Source organism: Aeromonas veronii, from assembly GCA_041319085.1.
GTDB classification, from domain to species: Bacteria; Pseudomonadota; Gammaproteobacteria; order Enterobacterales; family Aeromonadaceae; genus Aeromonas; species Aeromonas veronii_F.
In genome coordinates this window covers 2,063,005-2,088,708 of the sequence record CP101033.1, presented here as the reverse complement: position 1 = coordinate 2,088,708, position 25,704 = coordinate 2,063,005, and the positions used below count along the sequence as shown (strand labels likewise).

Here is a 25,704-nt window from a genome sequence, read left to right as displayed (position 1 = left end):
ATTGTCTGATAAAACCCTTTTCGAACTACAAGGAGCAATGATGACATCCCTCTTGTCCCGAGTTCGCCAGCTGGCGAACGATAATGTGTTGCCATCCCACCTGCTGCAAACCCGTCAGTGGGAAGGGCCGCTCTGTCGGGTGCGACTCGACAACACAGGTTCTGACACCACCTCGGTTGACCGCTGGGTGCTGTTCGACGGCAAGCTTGGCCTGCCGGTGGAGAGCGCCATCTATGGCGAAGGATTCCAGATGTTGGCCCAGACCATGGGTAGCTGGCAGTCACCGCAACATGTTGGCCGTTGCCCCGATGCCAGCGTCTATCGCATTACCGCTGATAACGGCTACCACACCATTCACAACCTGCTGCTGGTGGAGCATGGTAAGGGATGGCTGCTGCTTGCCTTTGCCAGTTGCCACCGTTTTGGCGGGGAGTTTCGCCTCTACCCCGATGGTCGCTTGCAGATCCTGATGAACTGCGAAGGGCGGGAACTCGCGGTCGGTGAGCACTGGCAAAGCGAGGCGCTGATCTGCCTCGAAGGGGCGGAGCGCGAGGATCTGCTGGCCGAACTGGCATCTCTGATCGAGGTCGATCATGGCTCGCTGATCGGCAAGGTGGGTGAGCGCCCCAATGGCTGGTGCTCCTGGTATCACTACTACGCCGAGGTGAGCGCTGCCGATATTCGCGAGAACCTGCAGGTGCGTGCCGAGCGTTTCCCGGCCTTGCGCTATGTGCAGATCGACGACGGCTATCAGGCCAAAATGGGCGACTGGCTCACCCCTTCCGCCAAGTTTGAGCAGGGGGTGGCCTCACTGGCTGCCGAGATAAAACAGGCTGGCTGTGAGCCTGCTCTCTGGGTCGCTCCCTTTATTGCCGAACCCAGTTCGCAGCTGTTTCAGGAGCACCCCGATTGGTTCGTAAAGGGGGATGACGGTCTGCCGTTGCCCTCCGAGCGTGTTACCTATGGCGGCTGGCGCTGCACTCCCTGGTATGTGCTGGACGGCACTCATCCCGAGGTGCAGGCGCACCTTGAGCAGGTGTTCCGCACCTTGCGCGAGCAGTGGGGGATCCACTACTTCAAGCTCGATGCCAACTTCTGGGGCGCTATCCACGGGGGCCGTTTCCACGATCCGGCCGCCACCCGGGTTGAAGCCTATCGGCGCGGCATGGCGGCCATCCTGCGCGGTGCAGGTGAAGGGGCCTTCCTGCTTGGTTGCAACGCTCCTATCTGGCCAAGCCTTGGGCTGGTGCATGGCATGCGGGTGAGCGATGACGTGGAGCGCAATGGCCACCGCTATCGCCAGATTGCCCGCGAGGCCTTCTGCCGTGCCTGGCAAAATGACAAGCTCTGGGCCCTCGATCCCGACTGCATCTGCCTGCGGGATCTGCCGAGCCAGCAGGCTAGCCAAGCTGAATACAGCTTTCATCTGGCTGCGCTGGTGGCGAGCGGCGGCATGATGCTGGCCGGTGATCGACTGCAAGATCTCGATGAGGAGCAGGCGGCGCAACTGCGCAAGCTGTTGGATCTTTGCGCGGCCCGAGCACCCTCTGCCCGTTTTGGGTCGATGGACTTTGCCTACGGCGAAGTAAGCCTGCCCGAGGATGGCACTCTGCTCTGCCTGTTCAACTGGGAGGGGCAACCAAAGGCGTTTCTGCTGCCTGAAGGGGGAAGCGATTTTTGGCAAGGGCAGGCAGTCGGTACGGCCGTGACTCTGCATGGGGGCGAGGGGCGGGTGATCCACTACACCTGATCACTGCGTCACTACAAACAATTCAGGCTCCATCACGGAGCCTGAATTGTTTCAATCAGCGGTGGCCAGCGGTCTCTGTTAGTAACGCCACTCAAAACCGACGGCGTATTTGGCTGAGCCATAGCCCGGGATGTCGCTGCCGGAGGCGATCGCCTTGAGGGTCAGCAACGGGGTGATGGGCACCCCCAGACCAAAACCAATGGCCAGCTGATCATTGGGATTCCCCATCAGATCGACCCGCATCACCCGATAGAGGGACATATCCTGGCTCAGGTGCATATAGGCTTGCGAAGCGCGGTTATAGACCAGACCAAACACCTCCAGCTGGAAACCGGACTGGGCACTGATGGCCAGCGGCACCCCGACAAACTTGTAGAGATGGGAGCTGTTGAAGTAGCTGTTGGTGATCTGGGGGGTGAAGTCAGTCTGCTGATAAAGGGTGTTGAAGTTCTGTTCGACGATGCGATAGGTCTGCTCGGGCAGGCGAGCAAGATAATCCGGCACATCGAACCGGTATGCGGCGTTGGCTGCCAGCGGCAGCAGGGCCAGTAATCCGAGCAGTACGTGGTGACGAGTCATCAGCAAATGGCTTCCGTTCGGCCAAAGAGATCGCTTGCTTGGGAGACATCCATCCAGGGCGTTGCAAGATATTGGTTTTTGGAGAAATCCCCTTCGTCATTATGACCTGAAGAAGGGGATGGGAGGGAAGGATTTATTGTGAAACTACTCACAACTCATAAATCTTCCAGGTAGCGATAGAGACTCTTGAGGATCGCAAAGTTCCGTTCGTTACTCTGATTCTGCTCCGCCAGCGCCTCGAGACGGGGCACATAGTCCGGCAGACGTCGGCTGAAGTAGTCGCTGCAGTGCAGGCGCCAACGTTTCTGCTCCGCTTCGCTCAAGGTGTGCGGCCAGTTGCGGGCGCGGTAGCGGAACAGCATCTGGGGCAGACGCGCGTCGGTAAAGGCGAACTCCCGCTCACCCAGCAGATCCGCGGGGGTTGCCCGCACCAGATCCATGGTGGACTTGTCGCCGTGGCCAAAGAATCCGGCGTAGAGCTGGGTATCGGGGTCGCTGTCATTGCTGCCAGCAAACTCCTGATTGAACACCTCTACCAGCTTCTCGCGTACTTCGGGGTGGGCGCGCAGCAGATCCAAGCTCTTGCGGCACTGCTCCCGATCGATGCCCAGTTCATCAGCCCGCTCCGGTGTCAGGGTGGCGGCCGGTGCCAGCACCGGGCACTTGTTGATGTGCACCAGTTTCACCGGAATACCTGCCAGATCACCCAGCTCCTCTTTTTTGGTGTAGAGCCGTTCGCGGATCTCCTCGCTGGTGAGTTCAATGAGTGGGGTAGGGTCGCGGGTCAGATCCACCATGATCACCGCGTTCTGGTTGGTGGGATGCCAGTCGAGTGGCGAGACCCAGCTCACGCACCCTTGCCAGGGAGAGAACATGCCCGAGACGTGCACCAGCGGCTTCATGGTCACCACGTCGATCAGCGCCTTCACCTTGTTCTTGTTGCGCAGATCAAAGAGATAATCAAACAGCTTGGGCTGGGCCTTTTTCACCAGCTTGGCCATCTCGATGGTGGCCAGCACGTCCGAGAGTGCATCGTGGGCGTTGGCATGGGCCACGCCGTTGGCGACTGTCAGCTTCTCCAGCCGGAAACTCGGCTTGCCCTCATCGTCAAACGCCCACTCGATCCCCTCCGGCCGCAGGGCATAGCAGGCCCGCAGCATGTCGAGAATATCCCATCGGGAGTTGCCGTTCTGCCAAGCGTAGGCATAGGGGTCATAGAAGTTGCGATAGAGGGTGTAACGGGTCACTTCATCATCGAAGCGGATGCTGTTGTAGCCAAGCACACAGGTATTCGGGGTGGCGAACTGATCGTGGATCTGGCGAATGAAATCCGCCTCGCACAGCCCATCCTTCATCGCCTTTTGTGGCGTGATACCGGTAATCAGGCACGCCTCCGGATCTGGCAGGTAGTCCGCCGGCGGCTTGCAATAAATCACCAACGGTTCGCCAATGATGTTGAAATCCGCATCGGTACGAATACCGGCAAACTGCGATGGCCTGTCCTTGGCGGGGCTGATGCCGAAGGTCTCGTAGTCGTGGAAGTAGAAGGTTGGCTGTGTTGTTTGGTTCTTGGGGGTGCTCATGTGTTCTTGTTTTATCGCCTAAGCTTTTGATTATGTGGTTCTTAATGATGTGTTCAGCATTATCTGAGCACCCAATAAATTCTTTGCTGTTTGTGTCTGTCTGCCTATGTTGACCGTCCAATTAGTACAGCTCAAAGTACCAAATTTTATGGCAATGACAGACAGCTGGCTGCGAGGCGTCAATGGTAAACCATACTCGGGTCAGAGCGAAGTCACTGACGGCGATGGACTTGGCATAAGGGTGTCATCTAAAGGGCTGATCACCTTCTGGATCTTCAAGGGGCCAATCTACCTTCCAAGTTCGTCATATTCGTAATGGGAAACAAGTCAGGACCACGCCGTTACCCTGCAGTGACTCTTCGGGATGTCAGGATCAAGGCCGCGGAAATCAAGGCTGGCCCTGAGCAGATGGTTAAAACCAGTGAAGAGCCTTCGCCTGCAGAGCGGTTTGCTCCCCATATCACCGAAGTGATGTTGGGTCATGCACGGCTGGGTGTCATGGCTGTTTACAACAAACATGACTGGCTGGAGGACCAACGGGCACCCGGAAATCAGCGCTCATTTGCACTCCATACAAATGAACTACCACCACCCCAATAGGTTACGGCCGGTCAGTGCGCCCCAGACAAGGGCATTCAGTGCAAGCGAGATAAAAACAGCGGCAGAGCCCATGTCTTTCGCCCTACCAGACAGTTCGTGATGCTCAGAGCCAATGCGATCAACGACCGCTTCAACAGCAGAATTGAGAATTTCCACAATAACGACCAACCAGCTGATGACTATCAACAGTAAAATCTGGTTAAGTCCGTCGCCAACGAAAAATGCCAGTGGCATCAGTAGCAAAATGAGCAATAGTTCTTGGCGAAACGCTGCTTCATGTCGCCAGGCAGATGACAACCCTTTCATGCTGTAGTTGGTTGCATGAACGATGCGAGTAATCCCTGTTGCACCTGGTTTAGCCATTTCGTCTTCCTCTCTCGAAATTTAACTTTGACTGATTAAGAAATACTGCAAATAAAGAGGGACACTCGAGTGCCCCAGAAAAGGTTTATTGCACTGTCCGGCACTGGCTGAAGATATCCAGTCCTTGGTCATAGACCGCTGTATTTACATCCCAGATCCCCAGCACAGATGAAAAAATGTTGTCGTGAGAGTAACGGGTATCAGCCGCTTTTTTCTGCAAGCAATTCATATCAAGCCCTTTCTCTTTAGAGAAACCGGGTGACATCCATACCTGCATCGGCACTCGGGTCTGGTCATCGGGGGCAAACTTGTATGGCGTACCGTGCAGATACAGCCCCAAGGCCCCCAGGGACTCACCGTGATCAGATACATAGATAAGTGCAGTGTTGTACTTATCTTCATACTTTTTCAGCTTGGTAATCATCTCTGCAATGACAAAGTCGGTGTAACGGATCGTGTTGTCATAGGTATTAACTAGTTCTTCATCCGTGCAGTTTTCGATGTCGCTGCGAGGGCAGTCAGGCAAGAATTGTCGATGAGTATCTGGGTAGCGTTTGTAATATGTCGGACCATGGCTACCGATCAGGTGGAAGCCAACCAGCTTGTCCCCTTTCATTTGTGCCACTTCATCATCAAGGTTTTGCAGTACTACCTCGTCATAGCAGGTGTTTTTATCGCAAAACTGTGGGTGATCTTTCGGTTGGATTTCGATATTTGGCACCCGTTCACATACTCCTTTGCAACCACCATCGTTTTCTTTCCAGAACACTGATACCCCGGTCTTTTGCAACACATCCAGTAGCCCCTCGCTATTGCGAGCTCGACTGTCGTCATACTCCTTACGGCCCATGTTGGAGAACATGCAAGGCACAGATACAGCGGTCGCGGTACCGCATGAACGAACATCATTGAAAGAGATCACATCACCACTCTTGCTGGTGAAGGCATTGGTCTCTTTCTCGTAGCCATTCATCGAGAAGTTCTTGCCACGAGCAGTTTCTCCCACAACCAGGAACATCAGGGTGGGCTTGTCCTCTTTTGCTACCCTCGTGGCATCATCGCCGAGAGTGGTAAAGGGAACGGGCTCTGCCATATACCGTTTGTAGAGATACTTGGTCGTGCTGTAGACAAAGTTGGCCGGTACGACCTCACGGTTAAGGGTCTGGTTATTACGCCCGACAGAGACGTAATCCTGATAGTAGAAGGCAGCGATGATCCCGACGATGGCCAGTGAGCACAGCATGGAGAGTCCACGTTGAAAGAGGCCTGCATACCACTTTTTCGGATACTCAATCTCCACAAAAAAGAGCAAAACAGCGGGTACAACCCCGGCCAGCAGTACCCAGGCTACGATAGGTAGATTGATATAGGAGTAAGCTTCGCTCTGGTTGGTCTCGAAGATATTCTGGATCATGTCCCGATCAAACAAAACTCGGTACTTCATCATGGTGTAACTGACTATAGCGCCAGTCACAAAGAGAAACGCGAAGAATGGCTTGATCAGATAACGCACTGAAAAGGGCATAAAGACGAAGTTAAGTGCCGCGACCAGCAGGATTGGGATCGATATTGCAAACCCTGGTTTGAAGTGCGCCAGATTGGTGAGGATTTCATAAAAGTGGAGCAATATTGGCCAATTTTGCAGCAAGGCAAACACTAGCGCCAATAATAAAATAAGTGGAATAAGTTTTATTTTAACAACTGAAGGCATTACTTCACCCTTAAAAATATTTTAAGCATTAAACTTTATTTTCAATCCATTAAAGCATGGGGATGATAGCAGCTTGGGATGAGAATTGTTCCAGAGCATTTCTAAACATGTGAATACCGTGATCCTTGTCAATAATCACTTGTTTGATACAAGATAGTGCTTGAGGGTTAAGGAAAAATTAAGAAGAAATTCAGACAGAAAGCGTTGTCACTTGGCGGCGTTTTTCAAGATAGTTGTCGCGTAAACCTGCATTAAACCGCCTGTTTTTGTTCCTGTTCAGATCGCTCCGCTTATGAGTCACGAGGCCGCCACGAGGGGGTGATGTTCCACTCAGAGCCGGGGACGCATTACACCAGTCGACAGTTCCGTCAGCTGGTCAGGTGTTACAAACTGAAGCAGAGCATGAGTCGCCGAGGTAACTGCTGGGATAACTCGCCCATGGAGCGCTTTTCCGCAGCTTCAAAACAGGGTGGTGCCGAGCATCGGCTACCAAAGCTTCGTTGAAGCCAAGAATGAGATCACACGATATATCGTGAGCTATTGTAGCAGAGCAGGCCGCACAGACATAACGATGGTTTGTCGCCGAACGAAGCTGAACGGATCTACTTGGAAACTCAAAATAACGTGGTCAAATTAGCAGATGCCCCGTAAACCCTAGCCCAATCGGGCGGGGATATAAGGGGAGCTAATCTGATGCGTTTGCGAGCCCGCCTATGTCTTCAGTGTCTCGATAGTCGCGCTTGCCGCACGTCCGCAGCGGTTGTTGATTTCACTGGCACGCGCTATAACTGTGCTTATATACAGACTGTGTTTTTAATCATGAAAAGAGCCACAAAAGTACGTATTTACCCCACCGACGAACAAGCGGCATTCCTCAATACCCAGTTCGGCGCGGTGCGGTTCGCGTACAACAAAGCCCTTCATATTCAGCGGCACATGCTCCAGCGCCACGGGGTTTCACTGAAACCCAAACGCGACTTGAAACCCCTGCTCGCTGTGGCAAAAAAATCGCGCAAATACAGCTGGCTGAAAGAGTACGATTCACAAGCCTTACAGCAGGCGGTGATCAACCTGGACAAGGCATTCGCCAATTTTTTCAACCCCAAGCTCAAGGCCAGGATGCCCACCTTCAAGAGCAAGAGAGGCAGGCAATCGAGCTACCACCCCAATGGCAAAGTGCTGACCGATGCCATCCTGTTACCGAAGATGACGCCCATCCGAGCTGTCATTCACCGAGATATTATCGGCGTGGTCTCCAGCATCACGGTCAGCCGTGGCCCGACAGGGAAATACTATGCCTCCATCCTTTGCGATGATGGCCGTGAGGCTCCCGCCAAGCCCTCCCTCATCACAGCGGTAACAGGCTATGATATGGGGCTGTCCCACTACCTCATTGCGTCGAGTGGCAAAAAGATGGCCAACCCGCGCCATCTTATCAACGCCAGTCGCAATCTGCGGCGAAAGCAAAAAGCACTGTCTCGCAAGAAAAAAGGCAGTGCCAATCGTAGTAAGGCCAAATTACAGCTGGCCGCCCTGCACGAGCGGGTAGCCCATGCTCGCGCTGATTTTCAGCACAAACTCTCTCGCACGATAGTTGACGATAACCAAGCGATCATCGTGGAGACGCTTAAAACAACCAATATGATGAAAAACCACAAGCTGGCCCGCGCCATTGGCGATGCTGGCTGGTATGGTTTTATCATGAGGCTGGAGTACAAAGCCCAAGCGGCGGGCCGCCACCTAATCAAACTCGATCAGTGGTTTGCCAGCTCTAAACCATGTAGCGAGTGCGGCCACAAGATGTCGGAGATGCCACTTCACCAGCGACAGTGGGTATGTCCAGCGTGTGGGGCAGAGCATGACCGCGATATCAACGCGGCCATGAACATTCGACAGCAAGGAATATTGGAATTAAAAGCGGCGGGGCTCGCCGTTTCTGCCCATGGAGGCCAGCGTAAATCCGTCAATCTGACGGTAGCGGCCTAAGAAGTGGGAAGCCTCGCCGCTTGCGGCGGGGAGCAGTCACCTTGACCACTACAGTTGTTGATTGCGCTGTGTATTGCCGTTTAGCAGTAACCCTGAACAATGGCAGAGGGGGGCTCCCGTGAAATATGCTTATTGATCTCGTTAAGTAGCGTCTCTTTATTGATGGGCTTGGTGATATACCCATTCATGCCATGGGAGAAATAGTATTGCTTGGATTCCGGCATCGCATCGGCGGTCAGCGCGATAATGGGAATGGTTGCCCAGGGCTGTGAGGCTGTGCGTATTTTGGTGGTGGCGACCAAGCCATCCATCACAGGCATCTGCACATCCATCAACACCAGATCAAATTCGGAGTGACCCAGTTTTTCCAGCGCTTCTTCTCCTTGAACGGCCAGAGTGACCTGATGGCCCACGGAGTCGAGCATGGCGCCGATCACTTTACGATTGGTGGCATTGTCATCCACCAGCAAGATGCGATAGCTCTGTTGAGCCATCGGGCTGGAGGGCAGGCAGATAATCGAGGGGATCGTCGCTCTGGCTGGCCAGATATAGGTAAAGGTACTGCCATGCCCCTCACGACTTTCCACTGAGATATCACCGCCCATCAGACGGGCGAGGTTACGGGATATTTCAAGGCCCAGCCCCGATCCGCCATATTGGCGGGTGATCGAGACATCCGCCTGGGCGAAACGTTGAAACAAGTTCTTTAGCTGACTTTTGCTCATGCCGATCCCGGTGTCTTGGATCGAGATGCGTATCGAGTGGCGATCCTGCTCTGACCGGGTGCTATCAACGTGAATATTGACTTCGCCCTGATGGGTGAACTTGATGGCGTTGCTTAGCAGATTGAAGAGGACCTGGCGCACTCTCAGCGGGTCGATCATCAACCACTCCGGCGTATCGGGGGCAACAGTCAGGGTCAGTTTGATCCCTTTCGCATCGCAGTTGCTTTGCATCAGGGCCCGGATATCCTCCAGCAGCTGGGGCAAGTGATGGGGGGCCAGTTGCAGCTCGATCTTGCCCTCTTCCAGCTTGGATACATCCAGAATGTCGTTGAGCAGACCGAGCAGGTGGTTTGCCGATTCCCGCGCCGTCTCCAGATAGTCTCGCTCCCTCGGATCCATATCCCGGTCGGCCAGCAGGGAAAGCATGCCGAGAATGCCATTCATGGGTGTGCGAATTTCATGGCTCATGTTGGCCAAAAAGCTGCTTTTGGCTCTTGTGCCTGCCTCTGCCGCCTGATTTGCCCGCAGCAGTTTGTCATTGAGCTGCTGCATCAGTTTGTGTTGCAGAAACGAGATATTCATTTGCCGCCAGATCAGCAGGGCGAGCACAAAGAGCAGCGCAAATTGCAGGGTCGCGATGAGTGTCGTCGTGATGATCTGCTCCCTCACGCTGTCGCGGCGGGCCACATCAAACAGGGTCGCCTGCTGGTTCACCTCCAGAGTCAGCTGATGGAGCAGAGGGAGCAGCGAGGCGAGCTGTTGGCGCAGCTCCTGATGGGCAAGATTGTCCAGCGGCTTGGTGGCTTCCGGGCCGAGCCAGATATCCGCCAGAGAGATGTAGGATCGAATGGCTTTGCTTGCCTGCTGGTAGATCTCTGTTTGCTGAAGCAGGCTGCGATCCTTGCTCTCCAGCACCAGATCCATGCGGCTGACCAGAATATCGTATCTGAGCTGGAAGGTCGGTTGCGACTCATGGAGCAGCGAGCTTTGAAAACGCAGCGCTTCGTTATAGAGCTGGAAATAGTTCCACATCACGTTGTCTTCGCCCTGGCTGGTACTGCGCTGCAGATCCTGAAATTGCCGGTACTGGATGGTACCAATACCGGCAAAGGCCAGGAGCAGCACACAAAGCACCACAAACAAGAAACGTTGACTGGCCGCCATGGAACGCATGATGGGATTTACTCCACTTTTATCGCACTGATCTGCCAGATAGCCCGGCCGTAATAGAGCTTGTTTTGCAGTTCGGGATATTGATCGAACGGATAGATAAGGAACAGTGGTCCTTTGTCACGCACCGACAGTGGCTTGCCATTCATCGTGCGGGCGAGGATGACCTGATACTGCTCGGCATCGCTTGTCGGCACTTGCACCGAGTAATCATTGAGCGCGGTAATGGTGAGCTGTTTGCCGGTTGCCCCGACCTTGGCCAATACATCTTGCAGCAGTGGGCCGCGAAAGGTCTTGGCTTCGTCATACCAGGGGGTATGGGTTTTGATTTCGTGTACCGGCAGTTGATCCAACATGGCGCTGTCCCACAGAGCCTGGGCCTGATGAGAGGGGCTGCTGATGGCGCCTTCTATCTTCAACACGGCGCTGTCAGGGGAGGGGGCTGCATATGCGGTGCCGCAAAGGGCTGCCAGCAGTGGTGCGATATAAAGGCCTGCTTTCATGATCTCTCCTTCCTGGAATATGGCGGTATGGGGGCCGGGCCAACGGTGGCTTGTGAGGTGTGTCCAAGGGCAAGCAATAATCGGGCCCGGTGCAATGGGCTCGAATTATCAGTCATTTAGCCTGTTATCGGGCGATCTCTGCCAAGGTGAATTGCAGTTTGCAACGTGCGGGGGAGGTTAATTGCAATTTGGCAATCAAAACGAGGAGTGGGTGTCGGCGAATAAGGCGCTAAAGAGTATCATTTGGAGAACAACTGCCGTGGCACTGCCCGGCATAACATTTGCAGCGTGCTGAATGCCGTGACAGCAAATAGTCTGAGAATCGACAAGGAGCTTGCGATGGAAAGCATGACTTACACCCTTAATGATATCCAGGTAGTGGTACTGGAAAACGAGTTTGACGCGATGGCCGTCAGTGAGCTCCGCCCGTTGTTTGAAACCCTCTCGACCCACCCGGGAGATATCCTGGCCGATATCAGCGATGTTCATTTTATCGACTCGTCGGGGATCGGGGCCTTGGTATTTCTCTATAAAAGATTGATTATGAACGGGCATCAGATGGCCCTTGTCTGTGGACCCGGTCAACCTCATGACCTGCTGGAGATGCTGCATATCGACCGGGTGATCCCCTGCCATGAGAGCATCAAGGCCTATATGCGCTCCCGTGGCATGATGGCCGCTGCATCATGAAACGGGTTGGTATCCTGCTCTCGTCCATTCTGCTGTCGGGTTGTGCGCAGTGGCCGCCGGAGGGGTATGGCGGCATGGCCGAGGCAAGACCCACCCGTATTCCGGTCAATGAGGATGAACGGCGGGTCTGGTCTCGTTATGATGAGCGTCAGAAGGAACTCGACTTGCAGTTGACGCAATTAAAGCAAGCGAGTCTGCAGGGGTGTATGCCTGCCGAGTTGAAACGACTACAATCTCAACGTATTGATATCGAACGGGATATACACGGACGGCTCTGGTCGGATGTAGCCTGGCGTCAGACCGTGCTGGCACAATCACTACAACAAGTACGTTTGCGGCTGCAACAGACAACAGCGGATGGCTGTCGTGCTGATTGGTCAGGGCTCCCCTTACGCCAATGGGGGCAGACGTAACAGACGAAAAGGATGTCTATGAAACGGGGCGCTCTCGAAGGATTGATCTGTGTTCTCTTGCTGTTGTTCACCTGCCCGTTACTGGCCTCCACCTTGTTGGCTCCCGGTGATCGGTTGGCCATCGTGCAACCCGGTGAGCCTGCTTTTGATCAGCCTTTCCAGATCAACAAGCAGGGGGAGATTGCACTGCCTGAAGTTGGCAACGTCGTGGTGGGGGGAAAGACCCTGCAACAGGCGGATGAACTGATCCGCACTGCCCTCAAACCTGTTTACAACAACCTCTCTCAATTGACCGTCACCTTGCTGGAGAAGCGGCTGCTGATCAGCGTGATGGGCTATGTCAAAAAACCCGGCAGTTATGATCTGGCGCCCGATGGCAACGTGCAGATGGCCCTCGATGCCGCTGGCGGGCTGGTGCCCGGTGCCCAGCTCAACAATATGCAGGTGCGGCGCGGCAGCGCGGTCTCAAGTTTCGACTACAAGCGTTATCTCGATACCGGCGATGCCAGCGTGCTACCGCCATTGCAATCCCTCGATGTGGTCTTTGTGCCGGCCTCTCCGCTGATCGGCAACGTGCAGATCGATTTTGATGCGGCGACCCTGGCGGCAGGCGGTGATGGTGATACCGGCAAGGCGATCAAGGTGTTTGGCGAGGTCAACAGTCCCGGCGCCTTCAGTTTCAAGAGTGGCAACTCCATCGTGGATCTGTTGATGCGGGCCGGTGGGGTGACCCGCTTTGCCGGGGTGGAGCGGATCCGGGTGATCAATGGTGATGCCCCCGAACTGTTCGATCTCAAAGCCTATCTCGACTCCGGCAACAACAAGCTGCTGCCCAATCTGGCGCCGGGCGCCACCATCTTCGTGCCCAAGGATGAAGAGCAGATAAAACGGGGGGCGCGCACCATCTACATTATGGGCGAGGTGTTCAAACCCGGCGCCTATGAGGGTCGGGAAGGGGACTCCTTCCTCGATATTCTGGCCAATGCCGGCGGCCCGACCCGCTATGCCGAGAGTCGCCAGATCCGTTTGCTGCGCACCGATGGCACGATCGAACCCATCGACTTGCAGGCTTACACCGAAGGGATGCAAAAGGCGTTGCCCCAAGTCAAACCCGGTGACGCCATCTTTGTGCCGGAAAAAACCGATATCAACGAGAAGTCCTGGTTGAAGGTGGCACCCGGGCGGGCGGTGATGGTGATGGGGGCGGTGCGGATCCCGGGCCGCTATGAATGGTCTGATGAGATGTCGTTGCTGGATCTGATTGCCCACGCCGGTGGCCCCAACGAGCGGGCCGATATCGCCAAGGTGCAGATCCTGACCGCCGAAGGGGGGCAGGCCACGCCAACCCTGTTTGATCTCGACAAGTTTCTCCATCAGGGCGGGGCGCTCGCCAGCCTGCCGAAGATCCGGGCTGGATTCACCATCATGATCCCCGAGCTGCCCACCGATCCCAGTGATAACAAGTCCCAGTGGGTGCGCCAGTCACCGGACAGTTCCATCTACATCTTCGGTCAGGTCGGGGCCCCCGGTCGCTATGCCTTCAATGAGCAGATGGGTTTTATCGACATCCTGTCGGCCGCTGATGGCCCGACTGCGGCGGCGGATCTGCGCAATGTGCGCATCGCCCATCGCAGTGGCAGCACGGCGCGGGTCAGCAAGCTCGACCTTGCTCTCTACTTTGAAACCGGCGATGAAACCTTGCTGCCCAAGGTGCTGCCCGGCGACTCCATCTACCTGCCGGAGAAGAATCGTCCCTGGCTCGATGAGCCGAAGGAGAACACCATTCGGGTGCTGGGGGCGATCGCCCGCCCGGGTCGCTACCGCTTTGACTCCTCCATGACCCTGCTGGATCTGCTGGCCGAGGCGGGGGGCCCGACCAATACCGCCTATATCAAGAAGATTGTGGTGATCAACATGGCCACCAGTGGTCAGGGGGATCAGGCCCGCAGCTTCGACCTCGACAGTTTTGCCAAAGAGCCCGACTTTAGCCAGTTGCCGGTGCTGCGCGCAGGGGACACCGTCTTTATCCCTGACAGCAAGAGCAGCAACTGGGCCATTTTCATGGATGGCATGCGCGACATCCTGACCACGATCTCGGTGGTGGCCCTGGTCGGGACGCTTTGATATGAGCATCCCCATTCAATATCTGGAGCTCGAATCCCTCTACGCGGCGACGGTCGCCCGGGGGATCCGCTCGCTGGCGGTCACCTCGTCGGAAGGGGGGGAGGGGGTGAGCTCCATCTGCGATGCGCTGGCAAGGCGTTCGGAGGCGGATGGGCTGCGCACCCTGCTGGTTGATCTCAACCTCTATCATCCCGGCCGTGCCACGGCGGTTGCCTGGGGGCCCAATGATGTGCCCGAGCCGGTGGCCACTGGCCGCTCCTTGTCGTTGCTCCCGGCGCCGGGCAAGGATCTGATGGCCTTTCGCAACAAGGATACCTTGCGCCAGCTGCTGGTTCGCTGGCTGGAGCATTACGATGTGGTGATCTTCGATACCTCACCGCTCACCGCCCTCAATCGGGGCAATATTCCGGCCGATCAGGTGTGTGGGGCCTGTGAAGGGGCGCTGCTGGTGGTGCTGGCGGGGGTGACGCCGACGACCGTGGTACAAAGTGCGGTGGATAAACTGACCCGTGCCGAGGCCAATCTGATTGGTGCTGTCTATAACGACAAGCTCAACCCGGGGCTGGCCAGCGAGATCCTGCGCGAGCTCAACCGGCTGCCCAGCAACCGGGTGACCGAATGGCTCAAGCGCTGGTGTCGGCGCAGTGCCTTGCTCAATTTCCGGATCTGATCGCCCGCTGATGGAGGCCCGATATGGATGACTGGTTGCGATCTGCTCCGGCAACCCTGCAGTCGGTGCGCGAACTGCGCAACCGGCTGGCGCAGGGACTCTCCCTGTTTCAGGTCTCCCCAAAGGATCAAGCCAACTGGCTGCTCTGTTTCAGTGAGCTGGCCACCAATAGCGTCAAGCACACTGCTCCGTCCGCGACCCAGCTCTGGCTCACTCTGAAAGTGGATGACACGGGCTTGAGTCTGATTCTGGAGGATGATGGCGGCCCGCAACCCGGTCTTGCCAGCGCGCCGTTACCCGATGAGCTGCAGGAGGGGGGATACGGGCTGGCGCTGGTGCACCAGTTGTTTGCCGAGGTGCACTTCTCTCGCGACGGTGATCGCAATCGCGTGACCCTTCGCCAGCAAGGCCCGGTCAATCAACTGCCGGTGATCGCGGTGATCGACGATGACAAGGTGATGCGAGCCCTGCTCACCGCCTATCTCCATGAGCACTACCGGGTTGAAAGTTATGCCGACTCCCATGCCGCCCTGCTGGCGCTCGGAAAGCAGCCTCCCGCGCTGGTGCTCTCCGATATCGAGATGGAGGGGATCGATGGCTTTGGGCTGCGCCAGCAGTTGATGAAGGATCCCAAGATGAAGGGGGTGCCCTTTATCTTCCTGACCGGTCATCAGGATCAGTGGACCCAGAGTCGGGCGGGGGCTTTGGGGATCGATGACTTTCTGGTCAAACCCATCACCAAGCAGGACCTGTTGCTGGCGGTTTCGCGGGTGCTGCAACGCTCGCAGCAGCTCAAGTCACAATGGGGCGAGCAGCTGGATCAGCGCATGACCTCGGCGCTGCGCCCGTTATTGCCCGCCACCTCGATAGGGGGATACCAGCTGGCGTTGCAAACCCGCGCGGCCACCGTGGGGGGCGGAGACTTTCTGCTGGTCAAGGATCGGGTGCTGTGGCTCGGGGATGTGATGGGCCACGATGCGGAAGCCAAGTTTTTTGCCCATGCCTATGCCGGTTATCTGCGCGGCTTGCTGACGGCGCACGATCTGGAGCTCGCCCCCGCCCGTTTGCTGACCATCTTGTCCAATGCGGTTCACAGTGATCCGTTATTGGGGGCGACCCTGCTCACCACCCTCTGCATTGAACTCGGCAACGAGGGGCGGGTGCAGTGGGCCAGTGCGGGCCACCCGGCGCCTTGGCTGGTCGGGCCCGGCACCATCCGTCAGGTCGGCGTGACCGGCCCCTTGCCCGGTTTGCGCCCGGATCCCCACTTCGTGACCAATGAGCGTCAGCTCAAGCCCGGCGAGATCCTGTTGTTCTGGACCGACGGCCTGCTCGATAGCCGTGATGCCGCAGAGCGCCAGCGCTGGGAGTCGCAGCTAAAAGAGATCTGCCTGACCTCGGGGCCGGGCCTTGATCAACTGGCTCATCGCATCGCCCGCTGGTTTGATGAGCGCATTAATGATGCCGCCCTCGATGACATGACCCTCCTGCTGGTCGCCTGTCCCGGCGCCTGATCCTGCCCCTCTCTGCCTGACTGGCCCGCTCTATGCAGCGCCTCATTTCAGGTGGTATGGAGCCACGGGAGGAGGTGCCTATGTTACCCATGCAGCAGATCTGGCTGGCCATCGATGCGCGTCAGGTCGGTGGAATAGAAGTTCACATTATCCACTTGGCCAACGATCTGCTGGCCAGGGGATTTCGCCCCACCATAATGCTGGTGAGCAACCACGGCATGACCCCCTTTACGACCCTCCTCAAACAACAGGGCTTGCCTTACGAGGTGTGCCACAACAGCCGCGATTTTATGCGCCGTCTGGCCCGCCAGCCTGCCTCTGTGCTGATCCATACCCACGGCTACAAGGCCGGGGTGCTGGGGCGGCTGACAGCCTGGTTCACCGGTAAATCGGTGGTCTCGACTTTTCACAGTGGGGATGACGGGGAAGGGTTGCTGAAGTTTTACAGCTGGCTGGATCGCACCACAGCGCGTTTTGCGAAGTGTATTGCAGTAAGCGAGCCCATCGCTCGCAAATTGCCTGTGCCAAGCACGGTGATCAGCAACTTTGTGCCCATGCCTGCGACACCGGCATCGGTAACTGGCAACCGGATTGCCTTTGTCGGCCGCCTCTCGCCGGAAAAGGGGCCGGAGGCGTTCTGCCAGCTGGCCGCCTTCTGCCCGGAGGGAGCGTTTCATCTCTACGGGGATGGCCCCATGAAAAGCGCCTTGTTGCAGCAGTATGGTGATCGCGTCCAGCTTCATGGTTTCCAGAACATGGCCAATGAGTGGCACAACATCGACCTGCTCTGCATCACCTCCCGCTTTGAAGGGTTGCCGCTGGTGGCCCTGGAGGCGATGGCTCACGGCATACCGGTCTGTACCTTTGCGGTGGGGGGCCTGGTCAATCTGATCGACCATAAATCCAATGGCTGGCTGGTGGAGCCCGGCCATGTGCGGGATATGGCGGAGCTGGTCAACTACTGGCTGCGCAGCGATGGGGTGGTGCGCAGCAAAATGAGTCAGGCGGCCCGCAACACCATAGCCCGCGGGTACAGCGTCAACAACAGGGTGACCGATATTCTGGCCGTCTACGGCGCCTGAATCACGGAGAAACCTGTCAAAACGAGTGGCCGCTGGCTACTCGTTTTTTTATGTGCCGGTGTTAGGGGTTGCAGGGGGCGGATTGCTTCTGTGATCACGCAACGCTTGGGTTTCTGCTGTTGGTCAAACTGGCATCAGGCCTTTGGATGGATGGGGCCAGATAATGGCGATCAGATCGCTGACTTTTCGGTGATCAACGTTGATGTGCCACAAGGATGCGCCATAAAAAAGGCCATTGCAGTGGCAATGGCCTGATGGTCTCGAGGTGTGGCTGAGATTGGCGGGATTAGCGCCCCTTTTTGCCAACCATGATGGCGATCGTCTTGCCGATGATATGTACATCCTGCACCAGCCAGCGCCAGGGGTGGAGCAGGGCGACCGAGTAGGCCAGATCGAACGCCAGCTTGCTGCGCACATCATCCAGCGACTCGTCGTAACCCTGATTGACCTGTGCCAGACCGGTAATGCCGGGGGCCACTTCATAGGTGCGTTCGATAAAGTACGGCACCGCATCTTCCAGCCGGTTGGCGATCCCGGGCCGCTCCGGACGGGGGCCGATCAGCGACATCTCCCCTTTGAGCACATTGATAAACTGCGGCAGTTCATCGAGCCGGGTTTTGCGTAGGAAGTCGCCGCTGCGGGTGATCCGGCTGTCCCCCTTGCCACACCAGACCGGCCCGGTGGCCGCCTCGGCGTCGGCGCGCATGGTGCGAAACTTGATCATGAAAAAGAGCTCGGTATGGGTGGCGTGGCTGCGCCCGATCCGCAGCTGACGAAAGAACACCGGACCCGGGCTATCGAGCCGGATGGCTAACATGATCAGCGGCCACAGCGGCAGCGTCAGCAGCAGGCCAAGAGTGGCACCGAGCAGATCCATGCTGCGTTTGACCACCAGGGTCAATCTTGGAATGGGGTGTGTCATACGGCTTTCTCCTGTGACATGAAACGTATGGGGACGCGCAGGCAGTAGCGCAGGGTGCCCATGCCGTTGTACCAGTGTCCGAGTACCAGATAGTGGATCTTGCGAAACAGATTGGGCCAGGGGTGCACAGGGGTCAGCTGGATCAAGATGACCAGCAGATACCCCAGCAGTTGCAGCCCCAGCAACAGCTGAAATAGCAGGGATTGGGTGGCCAGCGGGATGGCGCAGAGCCACAGCAGGGTCAGGCAGAGCGGCATCAACACCCGCAGCCCCTTGCCACTGGCAAAGTTGAAGGCAACCCAGCCGAACTTGGGGTGCAGCAGGGGCAGCAACCGCAGTAGCTGCTGGGTGTTGCCTGCCCCGATCCGCTTGCGCCGTGTCGCTTCCAGCGCGGCATCGGAAACTTCCAGCTCCAGTGCGGCACAGCGATTGTCATAGACAGCCCGATACCCCTTGGCGATGGCCTGCATCGGCAAGATGAAATCGTCGTTGATGGTATCGGCAGCCAGCGGGGTGAGGCACTCCCGGCGCATCATGTAAAAGGCCCCGTGGGCACCCAGCATGCCGCCAAGAGCCGATTCGCAGAGCTTGATCTGGCTTTGATAGTGCCAGTAACTCTCCTCGCCCTGGGAGCCCGGTTGCCAGAAGCGATACGCTTCCCCGACCACCCCTACCTTGGGGTCGGCAAAATGGGCGACCGCCAGCAGCAGGCTGTCGATGGGCAGCAGGGCCGAGACATCGGTGAGGGCCACCAGATCGCTGTGCACCCGGGTCATGGCCTCGTTGAGCACGGCGACCTTGCCGCGATTGCGGGGGTGATCAAACAGCCTGATCTGCAACTGCTGCAGGGCGGGATCACCAAGCTGGCTTAGCGCAATTGGGTAGCTGTTGTCGCTGCAGCCATCGAAATGCACATGCACCCATAGCTTGTCGGCGGGGTAATCGAGGCTGGCGAGGTTTTGCAGCTTGGCCGCGATGGTCGCCGCCTCGTTATAGACCGGCATCAGCAGGGTGATGGTCGGCAGCGCCTCATCGGTGGCCTCTGCTTTGAATCCCCGATCCATGGGGCGGGGTGGATTGGCGACCTTGCGCGCCTGCCGACCACCGAATTTGAGTAGCAGGGGATAGCCGACATGGTGGTAGACCACCAGTACAGCGCACAGCCAGAACACGATCATGATCCATTCCATGGGATGCTCCTCTGGTCATCGGGTCGCTTGATCAGCGGCTGTAAAGCTGCTGATAGGCCTGAGCCATCCGGCTCAAGCTGCTTTGCTGGCACACAAACTCTCGGGTGACGGCACGCAGGCTATGGCACTGCAGCAACCCTTGTGCCAGAAGCTGGGCAAGGCGGCCGGGATCCCGCTCCGACAGAATATGGCCGCTGGCCTGACAGACGATCTCTCTGGCCGCCCCCACATCGCTCATCACCACCGGTACCCCGCACGCTTGTGCTTCCAGCACGCAAAGCGGCATCCCCTCCGCCAGTGAGGGGAGGCAGAAGAGATCCAGCCCCTGATAGAAGCGCGGCATGTTTTCAACCAGCCCCAGAAAATGGACCCGATGGGCGATCCCCAGTTGCTGACACTGTTGTTGCAACGCATTTTGCAAACTGCCGACCCCTGCCAACGCAAGATGCACCTCCTGCGGCAGGGCGCGGATCGCCTCCAGCAGCAAGGTGTGACCCTTGACCGACTCAAGGCGGGCGGCGCAGCCAATCAGTTTGACCCCTTGCGGCAATCCCATCTCCTGACGGGCGAGGGCGGCGGTGCCCGGGGCAAAGCGCAGCTCATCGATGCCGTTGGGGATCACGGTTGGCGACAGCTGGCCCAGCTTGGCCAGCAGCTGGTTGGCCACCGGCGTGGCATCGGCAACCAGAATGGGTTTGAAGGCGCGCAGTCCCCACAGGGCAAGCGTGCGCTGATGGGGATCATCGAGATACCAGGCATCGTGCTCTGTGTGTACCAGGGTGGGCACCCGGGCCAGCCGACTGGCGAGGCCGCCATAGAGCATGGGCCCCAGATGGTGGGTATGTACTGCGACGGGCTTGAGTTGGCGCAGCAGCCGAGTGAGTCGCCAGATGGTTGCCAGCGACCAGCCCGCGGGCTTTTCCAGACAGTGAATATTGCCAGCAAAGGGATACAGGGCGGGCCACGCCCTTACCACATCCCCTTTGCGCCCTTCGAGGGAGATGATATGCACCGGTTGCTCGGCAGGGCTCGCCTGCGTGAGGTTGAGCACCATGGTCTCCAGCCCGCCGGGCTGCAGGTGCTGCACGATTTGTACGACAGGCTGGAGGATGGCGCCCCCGCGGGGATGGGGTCTGTGCGACGGGGTTGATGACAACATGGTTCGCGCTCCGGCAAGGGAAGGGGTAACACCCCGGATAGCGGGAGAATGCGAATCTTGTACCACTCTTGCGATCTGCCCACAGAGGCGATCAGCTCCTCTGGTGGCACTGCCTTTGCATCGTACGGGGGGAGGGCTTTTCTCAGGGAGTGATGCCATGCCTGTCCAGTTCTATTACAACCTCTACATCATTCTCTTTGCCGCCTGGCGCCGTCGCTATCTGCTGGTGATCCCGGTACTGGTGATGCCGCTGGTGGGCGTGACGGCCGGCCTGCTCACCCCCAAGGAGTATGAGAGCCGCACCACCTTTATGGTGCCGCAAGATGCCAACCAGACCCCGACCCTCAAGGATCTCATCACTCAGGAGAGCCTGAAAGATCGCTTTGCGGTGCTCGAAGCCCTGCTGCGCAGCCGTTATGTGCTCGATGGAGTGGCGCGGGATCGTGGTCTGGTCAATGACGAGACCCCGCCAGCCCAGCGCGATGCCATCATGGACTGGCTCTCGAGTGCCGTCTCGCTGCGGCTGATCGGCGATGAGGTGATCGAGATAAAGGTCAAAGCGGATTCTGCGGCCAACAGCGCCGGTTTGCTTGAAGCCATTTCACGGCGCTTCTTCTTCAATCTGCTCAGCAAGGGGCGCCAGTCGGCGGAATCGTCCGAGCGTTTCCTGCAAAGCCAGCTCGACCGCCGCCGCAGCGAACTGCAAGAGGCCGAGCAGCAGCTCGCAGATTTTAAACGGGAGCATGCCAGCGCCTTGCCCCAGCAGCAGAGTACCAACGTCGCCCGTCTCTATGGTTTGCAGGAGCGTTACGCCGAGAGCCTGATCACCCTGCAGCAGGCCAGGGCCCGGGTCGATCAGCTATCGCTGGGGCAGGAGAGCCAGCTGGCTCGCCAGCTGGATGAAAAACTGCAACTGATGCGCACCGAGCTGGTGTTGCTGCGGGCCCGCTACAGCGACGAGCACAGCAAGGTGCAGAGTCTGCGCTATCAGATTGACCAGTTGCAGCAGGAGTTTGAGCAGCTCAAATCCCAGCCGGATATGGCCCGCGGGCCCGAGTGGCAGCTGGCCCAGACGCAGCTGACGGAAGCGGAGCAAAACGCCGCCGGTTTGAAGAGCCAGCTCGATGTGCTGGACAAGGTGGTCGACTCCCAGGGGGATACCGAGCGCCAACTCGCCGAGCTGGAGCGGGATTTGGCGGTCAAGCGCACCCTCTATCAGGATTTGCTGCTGCGCTATGAGAAGGCCAAGGTGACCGGCGATCTGGGCAACTTCGAGCAGGGGGAGCGGATCAAGGTGATCGACAAACCCTTTGCCCCCAGCAAGCCGAGCAACTACCCGCTCTGGCTGTTTCTGCTGGCGGGCATGGTTGGCGGGTTGGGGCTGGGCTGCGGTCTGGCACTGGTTGCCGAACTGGCGGATGCCAGCCTGCGCCGCTCCGATCAGCTGGCTGCCCTGATCAAGGCACCGGTGCTAAGCCGCATTCCCTACTGCGAGCCAGTGCCGGACTATCCATCCCATAGTGATCAGGCGCTGGATGGGCAGGTGCTGCCCTTGTCACCGGAGCTGGGTTGATTGCTGTAAAAGCGGGCTGCCAGCCTGAATCTGGATATATCTGAAAAGGCCTTGTGATAAGGCCTTTTTTATAACCGACATTCCGCACCTGATTTAGGAATAAATTTGTCGGTAGCGCTCACCCAATACTTCCAGGAGGACCTGCTGATCCACGGTTAGCCCCGTTATCTGGGGTGGGGCTTCTCCCAGTCGATATTCATGGATGCCGCCAAAGCGCAGAAAAATCCAACGGGCGGTTGGCTGCTGGGTCGGATTCTTTTTCATATCTGCCACACTGCGGTTTTGCTGCACTAATCCCTGCCGGATTCGGTGCTCCAACGCTGCGTAAATCATCAGGCTACAGGTCATCACTATCAGCAACGCTTCTATCCGCTCGGGCTTTTTCAGGTACAACAATGACGTTAAAAATTCCGGACTTTTGAGAAAACGAAAGCCCCGCTCGACATTCTGCTGTGCCTTGTAGGTGGCCAACAACTCGGCCATCGTCAGCATTACGCTCTGGTCATTGGTCGCCAGGATGAACACGCCGGTCTGGTTGCGCGCCTCTGCAACGCAAGCCAGGCTGGTTGCTGCTAACCCTCAGATTTGAAACTGATGGCTGATCGGCGCTTCACCGTTCTTGGGTCTGCCACGCCCGGCATAAACCGGCTCATTCACCACCTCGGCATCCAGTTGCAGCTGCATCAAGCTGGCACTAAAGCGGCCTAATTCCGCTTGGGCATCCGCCTCACACGCAAAGCGTCGGGCGCACCGCAGCGCGTTCCTCGGTGCTGAGGGCACGTAGCTGTCGGGTTTCCTTGCGCTTGCGCCGATAAGGGCTCACGGGACCACAAAAGTGAACACGTGCACGGGCGGTACGCAGGCTGTTACGACAAATGCCCGGCACCGAGCAGGCGTTGCGTTCAGAGACGTTGGCAGGCATCGGCTCATCGAGCAGCAGCGTCACGAGGCGTTCTCGTCGAACGCATCCAGCAGTGCCAATGCTTTTTTTTTGGGAGCATCAGGCAGTAATTTTTGACGTTGAGCTGCTTACGTAGTCGTTCGATCTCTTTTTCCTGCTGCTCGATACGCTTCTGTTCAGCGGTCTTTCTGGGTGCCGGGCCGGGAGAAGATTTTTTTAATCCGTCCACTCCTTGCTCAGCCATTTCACGACGCCACTGCTTTAACTGGTTGGAATAGAGTTTTTCGCGTCGCAGCAATTCGCCGATCTCACCATGCCTGCAAGCATCAGCTTGCTGGAGGATGGATAGCTTGTACTCGCTGGTAAATGAGCGGCGTACTCGTTTTTCGAGAGCGGGGGGGGCAGGCTCAATCTTGGGATCGACTGGGATGACTGGCTTTGGCATGTTCATTCTCCTGAAAGCCCTGATTTATATGTTATCTCAAAATCAGTTGGTTCAGGCTTAGGTTGACACACTGGGGATCGCATGACGACGCAACTGGTCTGCGATGCGTTGCAGATGGCGTTGTTCCGCAGGAAGCAGCCGCAAGGCGTCATCGTGCATAGCGACCGGGGAAGCATGACTATTAAGCGCTGCTCAAAGCCAACAGCCTGCGCTGTAGCATGAGTGCCAAAGGCAATTGCTACGACAATGCCTGCTCGGAGAGTTTCTTTCTTTCATTCATTGAAAGTGGAGGCGATCCATGGAGAGCGATTTGTAAATCGTGCCCAGATGCGGGAAGCGGTATTCGAGTACATTGAGGTCGATTATAATCGGCAGCGCTTGCATAGCTCGCTGGGATATCAAAGCCCTGAAGCGTTCGAACAACATGTCGCTTAACTCGGTGTCCACGATTGCTGGGTCAGATCAATCTAGTAGACACCGCCTCGTGTAGACATTGCTTGCTCATGAAAGAAGTAATGAATGCATCCATTGGCATTGGTTTTCCATAGAGATAGCCTTGAAAACAGTTAACCCCCATCTTGCTTAAGACCTTTGCCTGTATGGGTTTCTCAATACCTTCCGCAACAACCTTCGCCCCGATGCGGGTAGCTAAATCTATGATATTCATAACAATTTCATAAGCCATTTTATTTTTGTAAATGTCTTTAACAAACAGCCGGTCTATCTTGATCGCACCAATATAAGATGAATAAACATGCCTCAGTGAGGAATAGCCAGTTCCAAAATCATCCACCGCAAAACAGATCCCAATTGAATGGAGCTTTTTAAATGCGGTGATCATTTGTAACTCAGTGTGGTCATCCAGCATACCTCGCTCGACGATTTCAAGGCACAGTTGTGGCCTGGCATTTTCTTCAAAAGCAGAGAGAAAATGCGAACAGACTTGAACCAAATCTGGTGATATGAGCTGCGACAGCGTCACATTAAAGTTAATAGTAAATTTAGAAGAAACCAACATATCACTGGAACTAAGCCGAGCAGCAACCGTGTTCATCAACTGCTCGGTGATGGGGATGATAGCCCCCGAACGCTCTGCTGCTTCAACAAACTGTACGGGGCTGATCAAACCATAGACGGGGTGTTGCCACCGAACAAGCACTTCGCCTCCGATAACCTCCAGGGTTAAGCTATCTACGATGGGCTGGATATAGGGGATAAATTCATTATGCATGATCCCTTTTCTTATATCTTGACAAATGAAGTCGATTTTATTGATCCAACGATAAAGCAGGATAAAAATTACAATTGAAAGTCCTATTATTATAAAAACAGCCCATCCATAGAACTTAAGAAAAGTCATCATGATATAGGCATCATTTTTCATATAAGCTGCAACGCCAAAACCATATTTCTCAGAGCTACTTTTCATAGTTGGTTTGTCATTTAGCGGTACAGCCAAGCCTATCGAGCTAAGTATTTGAGCATCATACGTGCTATCTATAGTCAAGCCATAGCTTATGGCATCGCTCATGTCATTATGATCTACAATCAGGTCTGTAATATATCTAAGATCGATAAATCCAACCACACTGACGCCCTGGTGACTGCGCACTAATAAAAAAACCGGACGCTTCATGATAACCTTTAGATAAACACCATTTTTCTTTAAGTCTATATCATCCATCTGCTGGGAGATACTTGCTATACTCCCATAATGATCCTTATAAGATGAGCATTTACCTCCTGATTTATCGACCACGTAATACATCATGGTGTAAGGATTTCGTGTTGCGGTATCTATTAAATTATTTATTGACGACAAGCAGATATGTGTTGTGCTGGTTCTGAATACTTCATCAATACCCCGTTCAACTTCATTGAATATTTTGTTTATTTCTACTACTGTTCTACGAGTATACCGTTCACTTTCGAGAGTAATACTTCTTTTTTCATAGTTAAACAATAAAAATATCGCAGTCACCATAAATAAAATTGATACAACCAGAATAGCCAAATGGTAAAACCTTGGCTTTTCTAGAAAAAGTCGATTG

At 56.2% G+C, this 25,704-nt stretch carries 21 protein-coding genes and 3 pseudogenes; 11 read left to right on the top strand and 13 right to left on the bottom strand.

The window, feature by feature from the left end; translation table 11 throughout:
- The first annotated feature begins 40 nt into the window (after positions 1 to 40).
- On the top strand, positions 41 to 1,750 hold the full coding sequence (locus NMD14_09915) for an alpha-galactosidase (GenBank protein ID XEI34663.1): 1,710 nt from the start codon (positions 41 to 43) through the stop codon (positions 1,748 to 1,750).
- Between the two features lie 78 nt (positions 1,751 to 1,828).
- Here NMD14_09915 and NMD14_09910 read toward each other — a convergent pair whose 3' ends face one another.
- The 4 genes from NMD14_09910 to NMD14_09895 form a co-directional block, all read right to left on the bottom strand.
- Positions 1,829 to 2,329, bottom strand: a complete 501-nt coding sequence (locus NMD14_09910) for a hypothetical protein (protein XEI34662.1) — start codon at positions 2,327 to 2,329, stop codon at positions 1,829 to 1,831.
- 155 nt (positions 2,330 to 2,484) lie between these two features.
- Entirely contained in the window at positions 2,485 to 3,912 is a 1,428-nt protein-coding gene (gene sbcB, locus NMD14_09905) for an exodeoxyribonuclease I (protein XEI34661.1), read from the bottom strand.
- Between the two features lie 582 nt (positions 3,913 to 4,494).
- Entirely contained in the window at positions 4,495 to 4,875 is a 381-nt protein-coding gene (locus NMD14_09900; GenBank protein ID XEI34660.1) for a diacylglycerol kinase, read from the bottom strand.
- Between the two features lie 85 nt (positions 4,876 to 4,960).
- A complete protein-coding gene (locus NMD14_09895; protein XEI34659.1) occupies positions 4,961 to 6,586 on the bottom strand; it encodes an MCR-3-related phosphoethanolamine--lipid A transferase in 1,626 nt (541 codons plus the stop codon).
- 288 nt (positions 6,587 to 6,874) lie between these two features.
- Between NMD14_09895 and NMD14_09890 the strand changes: the two are divergent.
- Positions 6,875 to 7,237: pseudogene (locus NMD14_09890) on the top strand (integrase core domain-containing protein).
- Positions 7,238 to 7,405: 168 nt separating this feature from the next.
- On the top strand, positions 7,406 to 8,572 hold the full coding sequence (locus NMD14_09885) for a transposase (protein XEI34658.1): 1,167 nt from the start codon (positions 7,406 to 7,408) through the stop codon (positions 8,570 to 8,572).
- An 80-nt stretch (positions 8,573 to 8,652) separates the two neighbouring features.
- Here the strand turns inward: NMD14_09885 and NMD14_09880 are convergent, their stop codons facing one another.
- Positions 8,653 to 10,470 carry an ATP-binding protein gene (locus tag NMD14_09880; protein ID XEI34657.1) on the bottom strand — a complete coding sequence of 606 codons (1,818 nt, stop codon included), beginning with the start codon at positions 10,468 to 10,470 and terminating at the stop codon, positions 8,653 to 8,655.
- A gap of 8 nt (positions 10,471 to 10,478) precedes the next feature.
- On the bottom strand, positions 10,479 to 10,970 hold the full coding sequence (locus NMD14_09875; GenBank protein ID XEI34656.1) for a molybdopterin-dependent oxidoreductase: 492 nt from the start codon (positions 10,968 to 10,970) through the stop codon (positions 10,479 to 10,481).
- Positions 10,971 to 11,309: 339 nt separating this feature from the next.
- On the opposite strand from NMD14_09875, the gene NMD14_09870 reads away from it, so the two are divergent.
- From NMD14_09870 to NMD14_09845, 6 genes are all read left to right on the top strand, one after another.
- A complete protein-coding gene (locus NMD14_09870; GenBank protein XEI34655.1) occupies positions 11,310 to 11,660 on the top strand; it encodes an STAS domain-containing protein in 351 nt (116 codons plus the stop codon).
- Positions 11,657 to 12,073: a hypothetical protein gene (locus NMD14_09865; GenBank protein XEI34654.1), complete on the top strand. Its 417-nt coding sequence runs from the start codon at positions 11,657 to 11,659 to the stop codon at positions 12,071 to 12,073. The genes NMD14_09870 and NMD14_09865 overlap by 4 nt, the downstream gene beginning before the upstream one ends.
- An 18-nt stretch (positions 12,074 to 12,091) precedes the next feature.
- Positions 12,092 to 14,197, top strand: coding sequence for an SLBB domain-containing protein (locus NMD14_09860; protein ID XEI34653.1), 2,106 nt, complete (start codon positions 12,092 to 12,094; stop codon positions 14,195 to 14,197).
- A 1-nt stretch (position 14,198) separates the two neighbouring features.
- Positions 14,199 to 14,867, top strand: coding sequence for a tyrosine-protein kinase family protein (locus NMD14_09855; GenBank protein XEI34652.1), 669 nt, complete (start codon positions 14,199 to 14,201; stop codon positions 14,865 to 14,867).
- Positions 14,868 to 14,890: 23 nt separating this feature from the next.
- Positions 14,891 to 16,381, top strand: coding sequence for a SpoIIE family protein phosphatase (locus NMD14_09850; protein ID XEI34651.1), 1,491 nt, complete (start codon positions 14,891 to 14,893; stop codon positions 16,379 to 16,381).
- Positions 16,382 to 16,461: 80 nt separating this feature from the next.
- Entirely contained in the window at positions 16,462 to 17,463 is a 1,002-nt protein-coding gene (locus NMD14_09845; protein XEI34650.1) for a glycosyltransferase family 4 protein, read from the top strand.
- Positions 17,464 to 17,749: 286 nt separating this feature from the next.
- Here the strand turns inward: NMD14_09845 and NMD14_09840 are convergent, their stop codons facing one another.
- From NMD14_09840 to NMD14_09830, 3 genes are read right to left on the bottom strand one after another with little or no spacing between them, the layout of a single operon-like run.
- Positions 17,750 to 18,385 (bottom strand): sugar transferase, encoded by a 636-nt coding sequence (locus NMD14_09840; GenBank protein XEI34649.1) that lies wholly within the window; start codon positions 18,383 to 18,385, stop codon positions 17,750 to 17,752.
- Positions 18,382 to 19,575 carry a glycosyltransferase family 2 protein gene (locus NMD14_09835; GenBank protein ID XEI34648.1) on the bottom strand — a complete coding sequence of 398 codons (1,194 nt, stop codon included), beginning with the start codon at positions 19,573 to 19,575 and terminating at the stop codon, positions 18,382 to 18,384. The genes NMD14_09840 and NMD14_09835 overlap by 4 nt, the downstream gene beginning before the upstream one ends.
- A 31-nt stretch (positions 19,576 to 19,606) precedes the next feature.
- Positions 19,607 to 20,734: a glycosyltransferase gene (locus NMD14_09830; GenBank protein ID XEI34647.1), complete on the bottom strand. Its 1,128-nt coding sequence runs from the start codon at positions 20,732 to 20,734 to the stop codon at positions 19,607 to 19,609.
- 157 nt (positions 20,735 to 20,891) lie between these two features.
- Here NMD14_09830 and NMD14_09825 point away from each other — a divergent pair, with 157 nt between their 5' ends.
- Positions 20,892 to 22,307, top strand: coding sequence for a chain-length determining protein (locus tag NMD14_09825; protein XEI34646.1), 1,416 nt, complete (start codon positions 20,892 to 20,894; stop codon positions 22,305 to 22,307).
- Positions 22,308 to 22,400: 93 nt separating this feature from the next.
- Here the strand turns inward: NMD14_09825 and NMD14_09820 are convergent.
- From NMD14_09820 to NMD14_09810, 3 genes and pseudogenes are all read right to left on the bottom strand, one after another.
- A pseudogene (locus NMD14_09820) lies at positions 22,401 to 23,057 on the bottom strand (IS1634 family transposase).
- Positions 23,035 to 23,253, bottom strand: a complete 219-nt coding sequence (locus tag NMD14_09815) for a hypothetical protein (protein XEI34815.1) — start codon at positions 23,251 to 23,253, stop codon at positions 23,035 to 23,037. Before NMD14_09815 ends, NMD14_09820 begins: the two are co-directional and overlap by 23 nt.
- On the bottom strand, positions 23,234 to 23,653 hold the full coding sequence (locus tag NMD14_09810) for a transposase (protein ID XEI34645.1): 420 nt from the start codon (positions 23,651 to 23,653) through the stop codon (positions 23,234 to 23,236). The genes NMD14_09815 and NMD14_09810 overlap by 20 nt, the downstream gene beginning before the upstream one ends.
- Positions 23,654 to 23,731: 78 nt before the next feature.
- On the opposite strand from NMD14_09810, the pseudogene NMD14_09805 reads away from it, so the two are divergent.
- Positions 23,732 to 24,088, top strand: a pseudogene (locus tag NMD14_09805) (IS3 family transposase).
- A 22-nt stretch (positions 24,089 to 24,110) separates the two neighbouring features.
- Here the strand turns inward: NMD14_09805 and NMD14_09800 are convergent.
- On the bottom strand, positions 24,111 to 25,667 hold the full coding sequence (locus tag NMD14_09800; GenBank protein XEI34644.1) for an EAL domain-containing protein: 1,557 nt from the start codon (positions 25,665 to 25,667) through the stop codon (positions 24,111 to 24,113).
- Between the last annotated feature and the right edge of the window lie 37 nt (positions 25,668 to 25,704).

What these genes read in the sequence shown, in the direction of transcription:
- NMD14_09915 (XEI34663.1), top strand. Translation starts at nt 41, where the DNA reads ATGACATCCCTCTTGTCCCGAGTTCGCCAGCTGGCGAACGATAATGTG.
- NMD14_09910 (XEI34662.1), bottom strand. Translation starts at nt 2,329, where the DNA reads ATGACTCGTCACCACGTACTGCTCGGATTACTGGCCCTGCTGCCGCTG.
- sbcB (XEI34661.1), bottom strand. Translation starts at nt 3,912, where the DNA reads ATGAGCACCCCCAAGAACCAAACAACACAGCCAACCTTCTACTTCCAC.
- NMD14_09900 (XEI34660.1), bottom strand. Translation starts at nt 4,875, where the DNA reads ATGGCTAAACCAGGTGCAACAGGGATTACTCGCATCGTTCATGCAACC.
- NMD14_09895 (XEI34659.1), bottom strand. Translation starts at nt 6,586, where the DNA reads ATGCCTTCAGTTGTTAAAATAAAACTTATTCCACTTATTTTATTATTG.
- NMD14_09885 (XEI34658.1), top strand. Translation starts at nt 7,406, where the DNA reads ATGAAAAGAGCCACAAAAGTACGTATTTACCCCACCGACGAACAAGCG.
- NMD14_09880 (XEI34657.1), bottom strand. Translation starts at nt 10,470, where the DNA reads ATGCGTTCCATGGCGGCCAGTCAACGTTTCTTGTTTGTGGTGCTTTGT.
- NMD14_09875 (XEI34656.1), bottom strand. Translation starts at nt 10,970, where the DNA reads ATGAAAGCAGGCCTTTATATCGCACCACTGCTGGCAGCCCTTTGCGGC.
- NMD14_09870 (XEI34655.1), top strand. Translation starts at nt 11,310, where the DNA reads ATGGAAAGCATGACTTACACCCTTAATGATATCCAGGTAGTGGTACTG.
- NMD14_09865 (XEI34654.1), top strand. Translation starts at nt 11,657, where the DNA reads ATGAAACGGGTTGGTATCCTGCTCTCGTCCATTCTGCTGTCGGGTTGT.
- NMD14_09860 (XEI34653.1), top strand. Translation starts at nt 12,092, where the DNA reads ATGAAACGGGGCGCTCTCGAAGGATTGATCTGTGTTCTCTTGCTGTTG.
- NMD14_09855 (XEI34652.1), top strand. Translation starts at nt 14,199, where the DNA reads ATGAGCATCCCCATTCAATATCTGGAGCTCGAATCCCTCTACGCGGCG.
- NMD14_09850 (XEI34651.1), top strand. Translation starts at nt 14,891, where the DNA reads ATGGATGACTGGTTGCGATCTGCTCCGGCAACCCTGCAGTCGGTGCGC.
- NMD14_09845 (XEI34650.1), top strand. Translation starts at nt 16,462, where the DNA reads ATGTTACCCATGCAGCAGATCTGGCTGGCCATCGATGCGCGTCAGGTC.
- NMD14_09840 (XEI34649.1), bottom strand. Translation starts at nt 18,385, where the DNA reads ATGACACACCCCATTCCAAGATTGACCCTGGTGGTCAAACGCAGCATG.
- NMD14_09835 (XEI34648.1), bottom strand. Translation starts at nt 19,575, where the DNA reads ATGGAATGGATCATGATCGTGTTCTGGCTGTGCGCTGTACTGGTGGTC.
- NMD14_09830 (XEI34647.1), bottom strand. Translation starts at nt 20,734, where the DNA reads ATGTTGTCATCAACCCCGTCGCACAGACCCCATCCCCGCGGGGGCGCC.
- NMD14_09825 (XEI34646.1), top strand. Translation starts at nt 20,892, where the DNA reads ATGCCTGTCCAGTTCTATTACAACCTCTACATCATTCTCTTTGCCGCC.
- NMD14_09810 (XEI34645.1), bottom strand. Translation starts at nt 23,653, where the DNA reads ATGCCAAAGCCAGTCATCCCAGTCGATCCCAAGATTGAGCCTGCCCCC.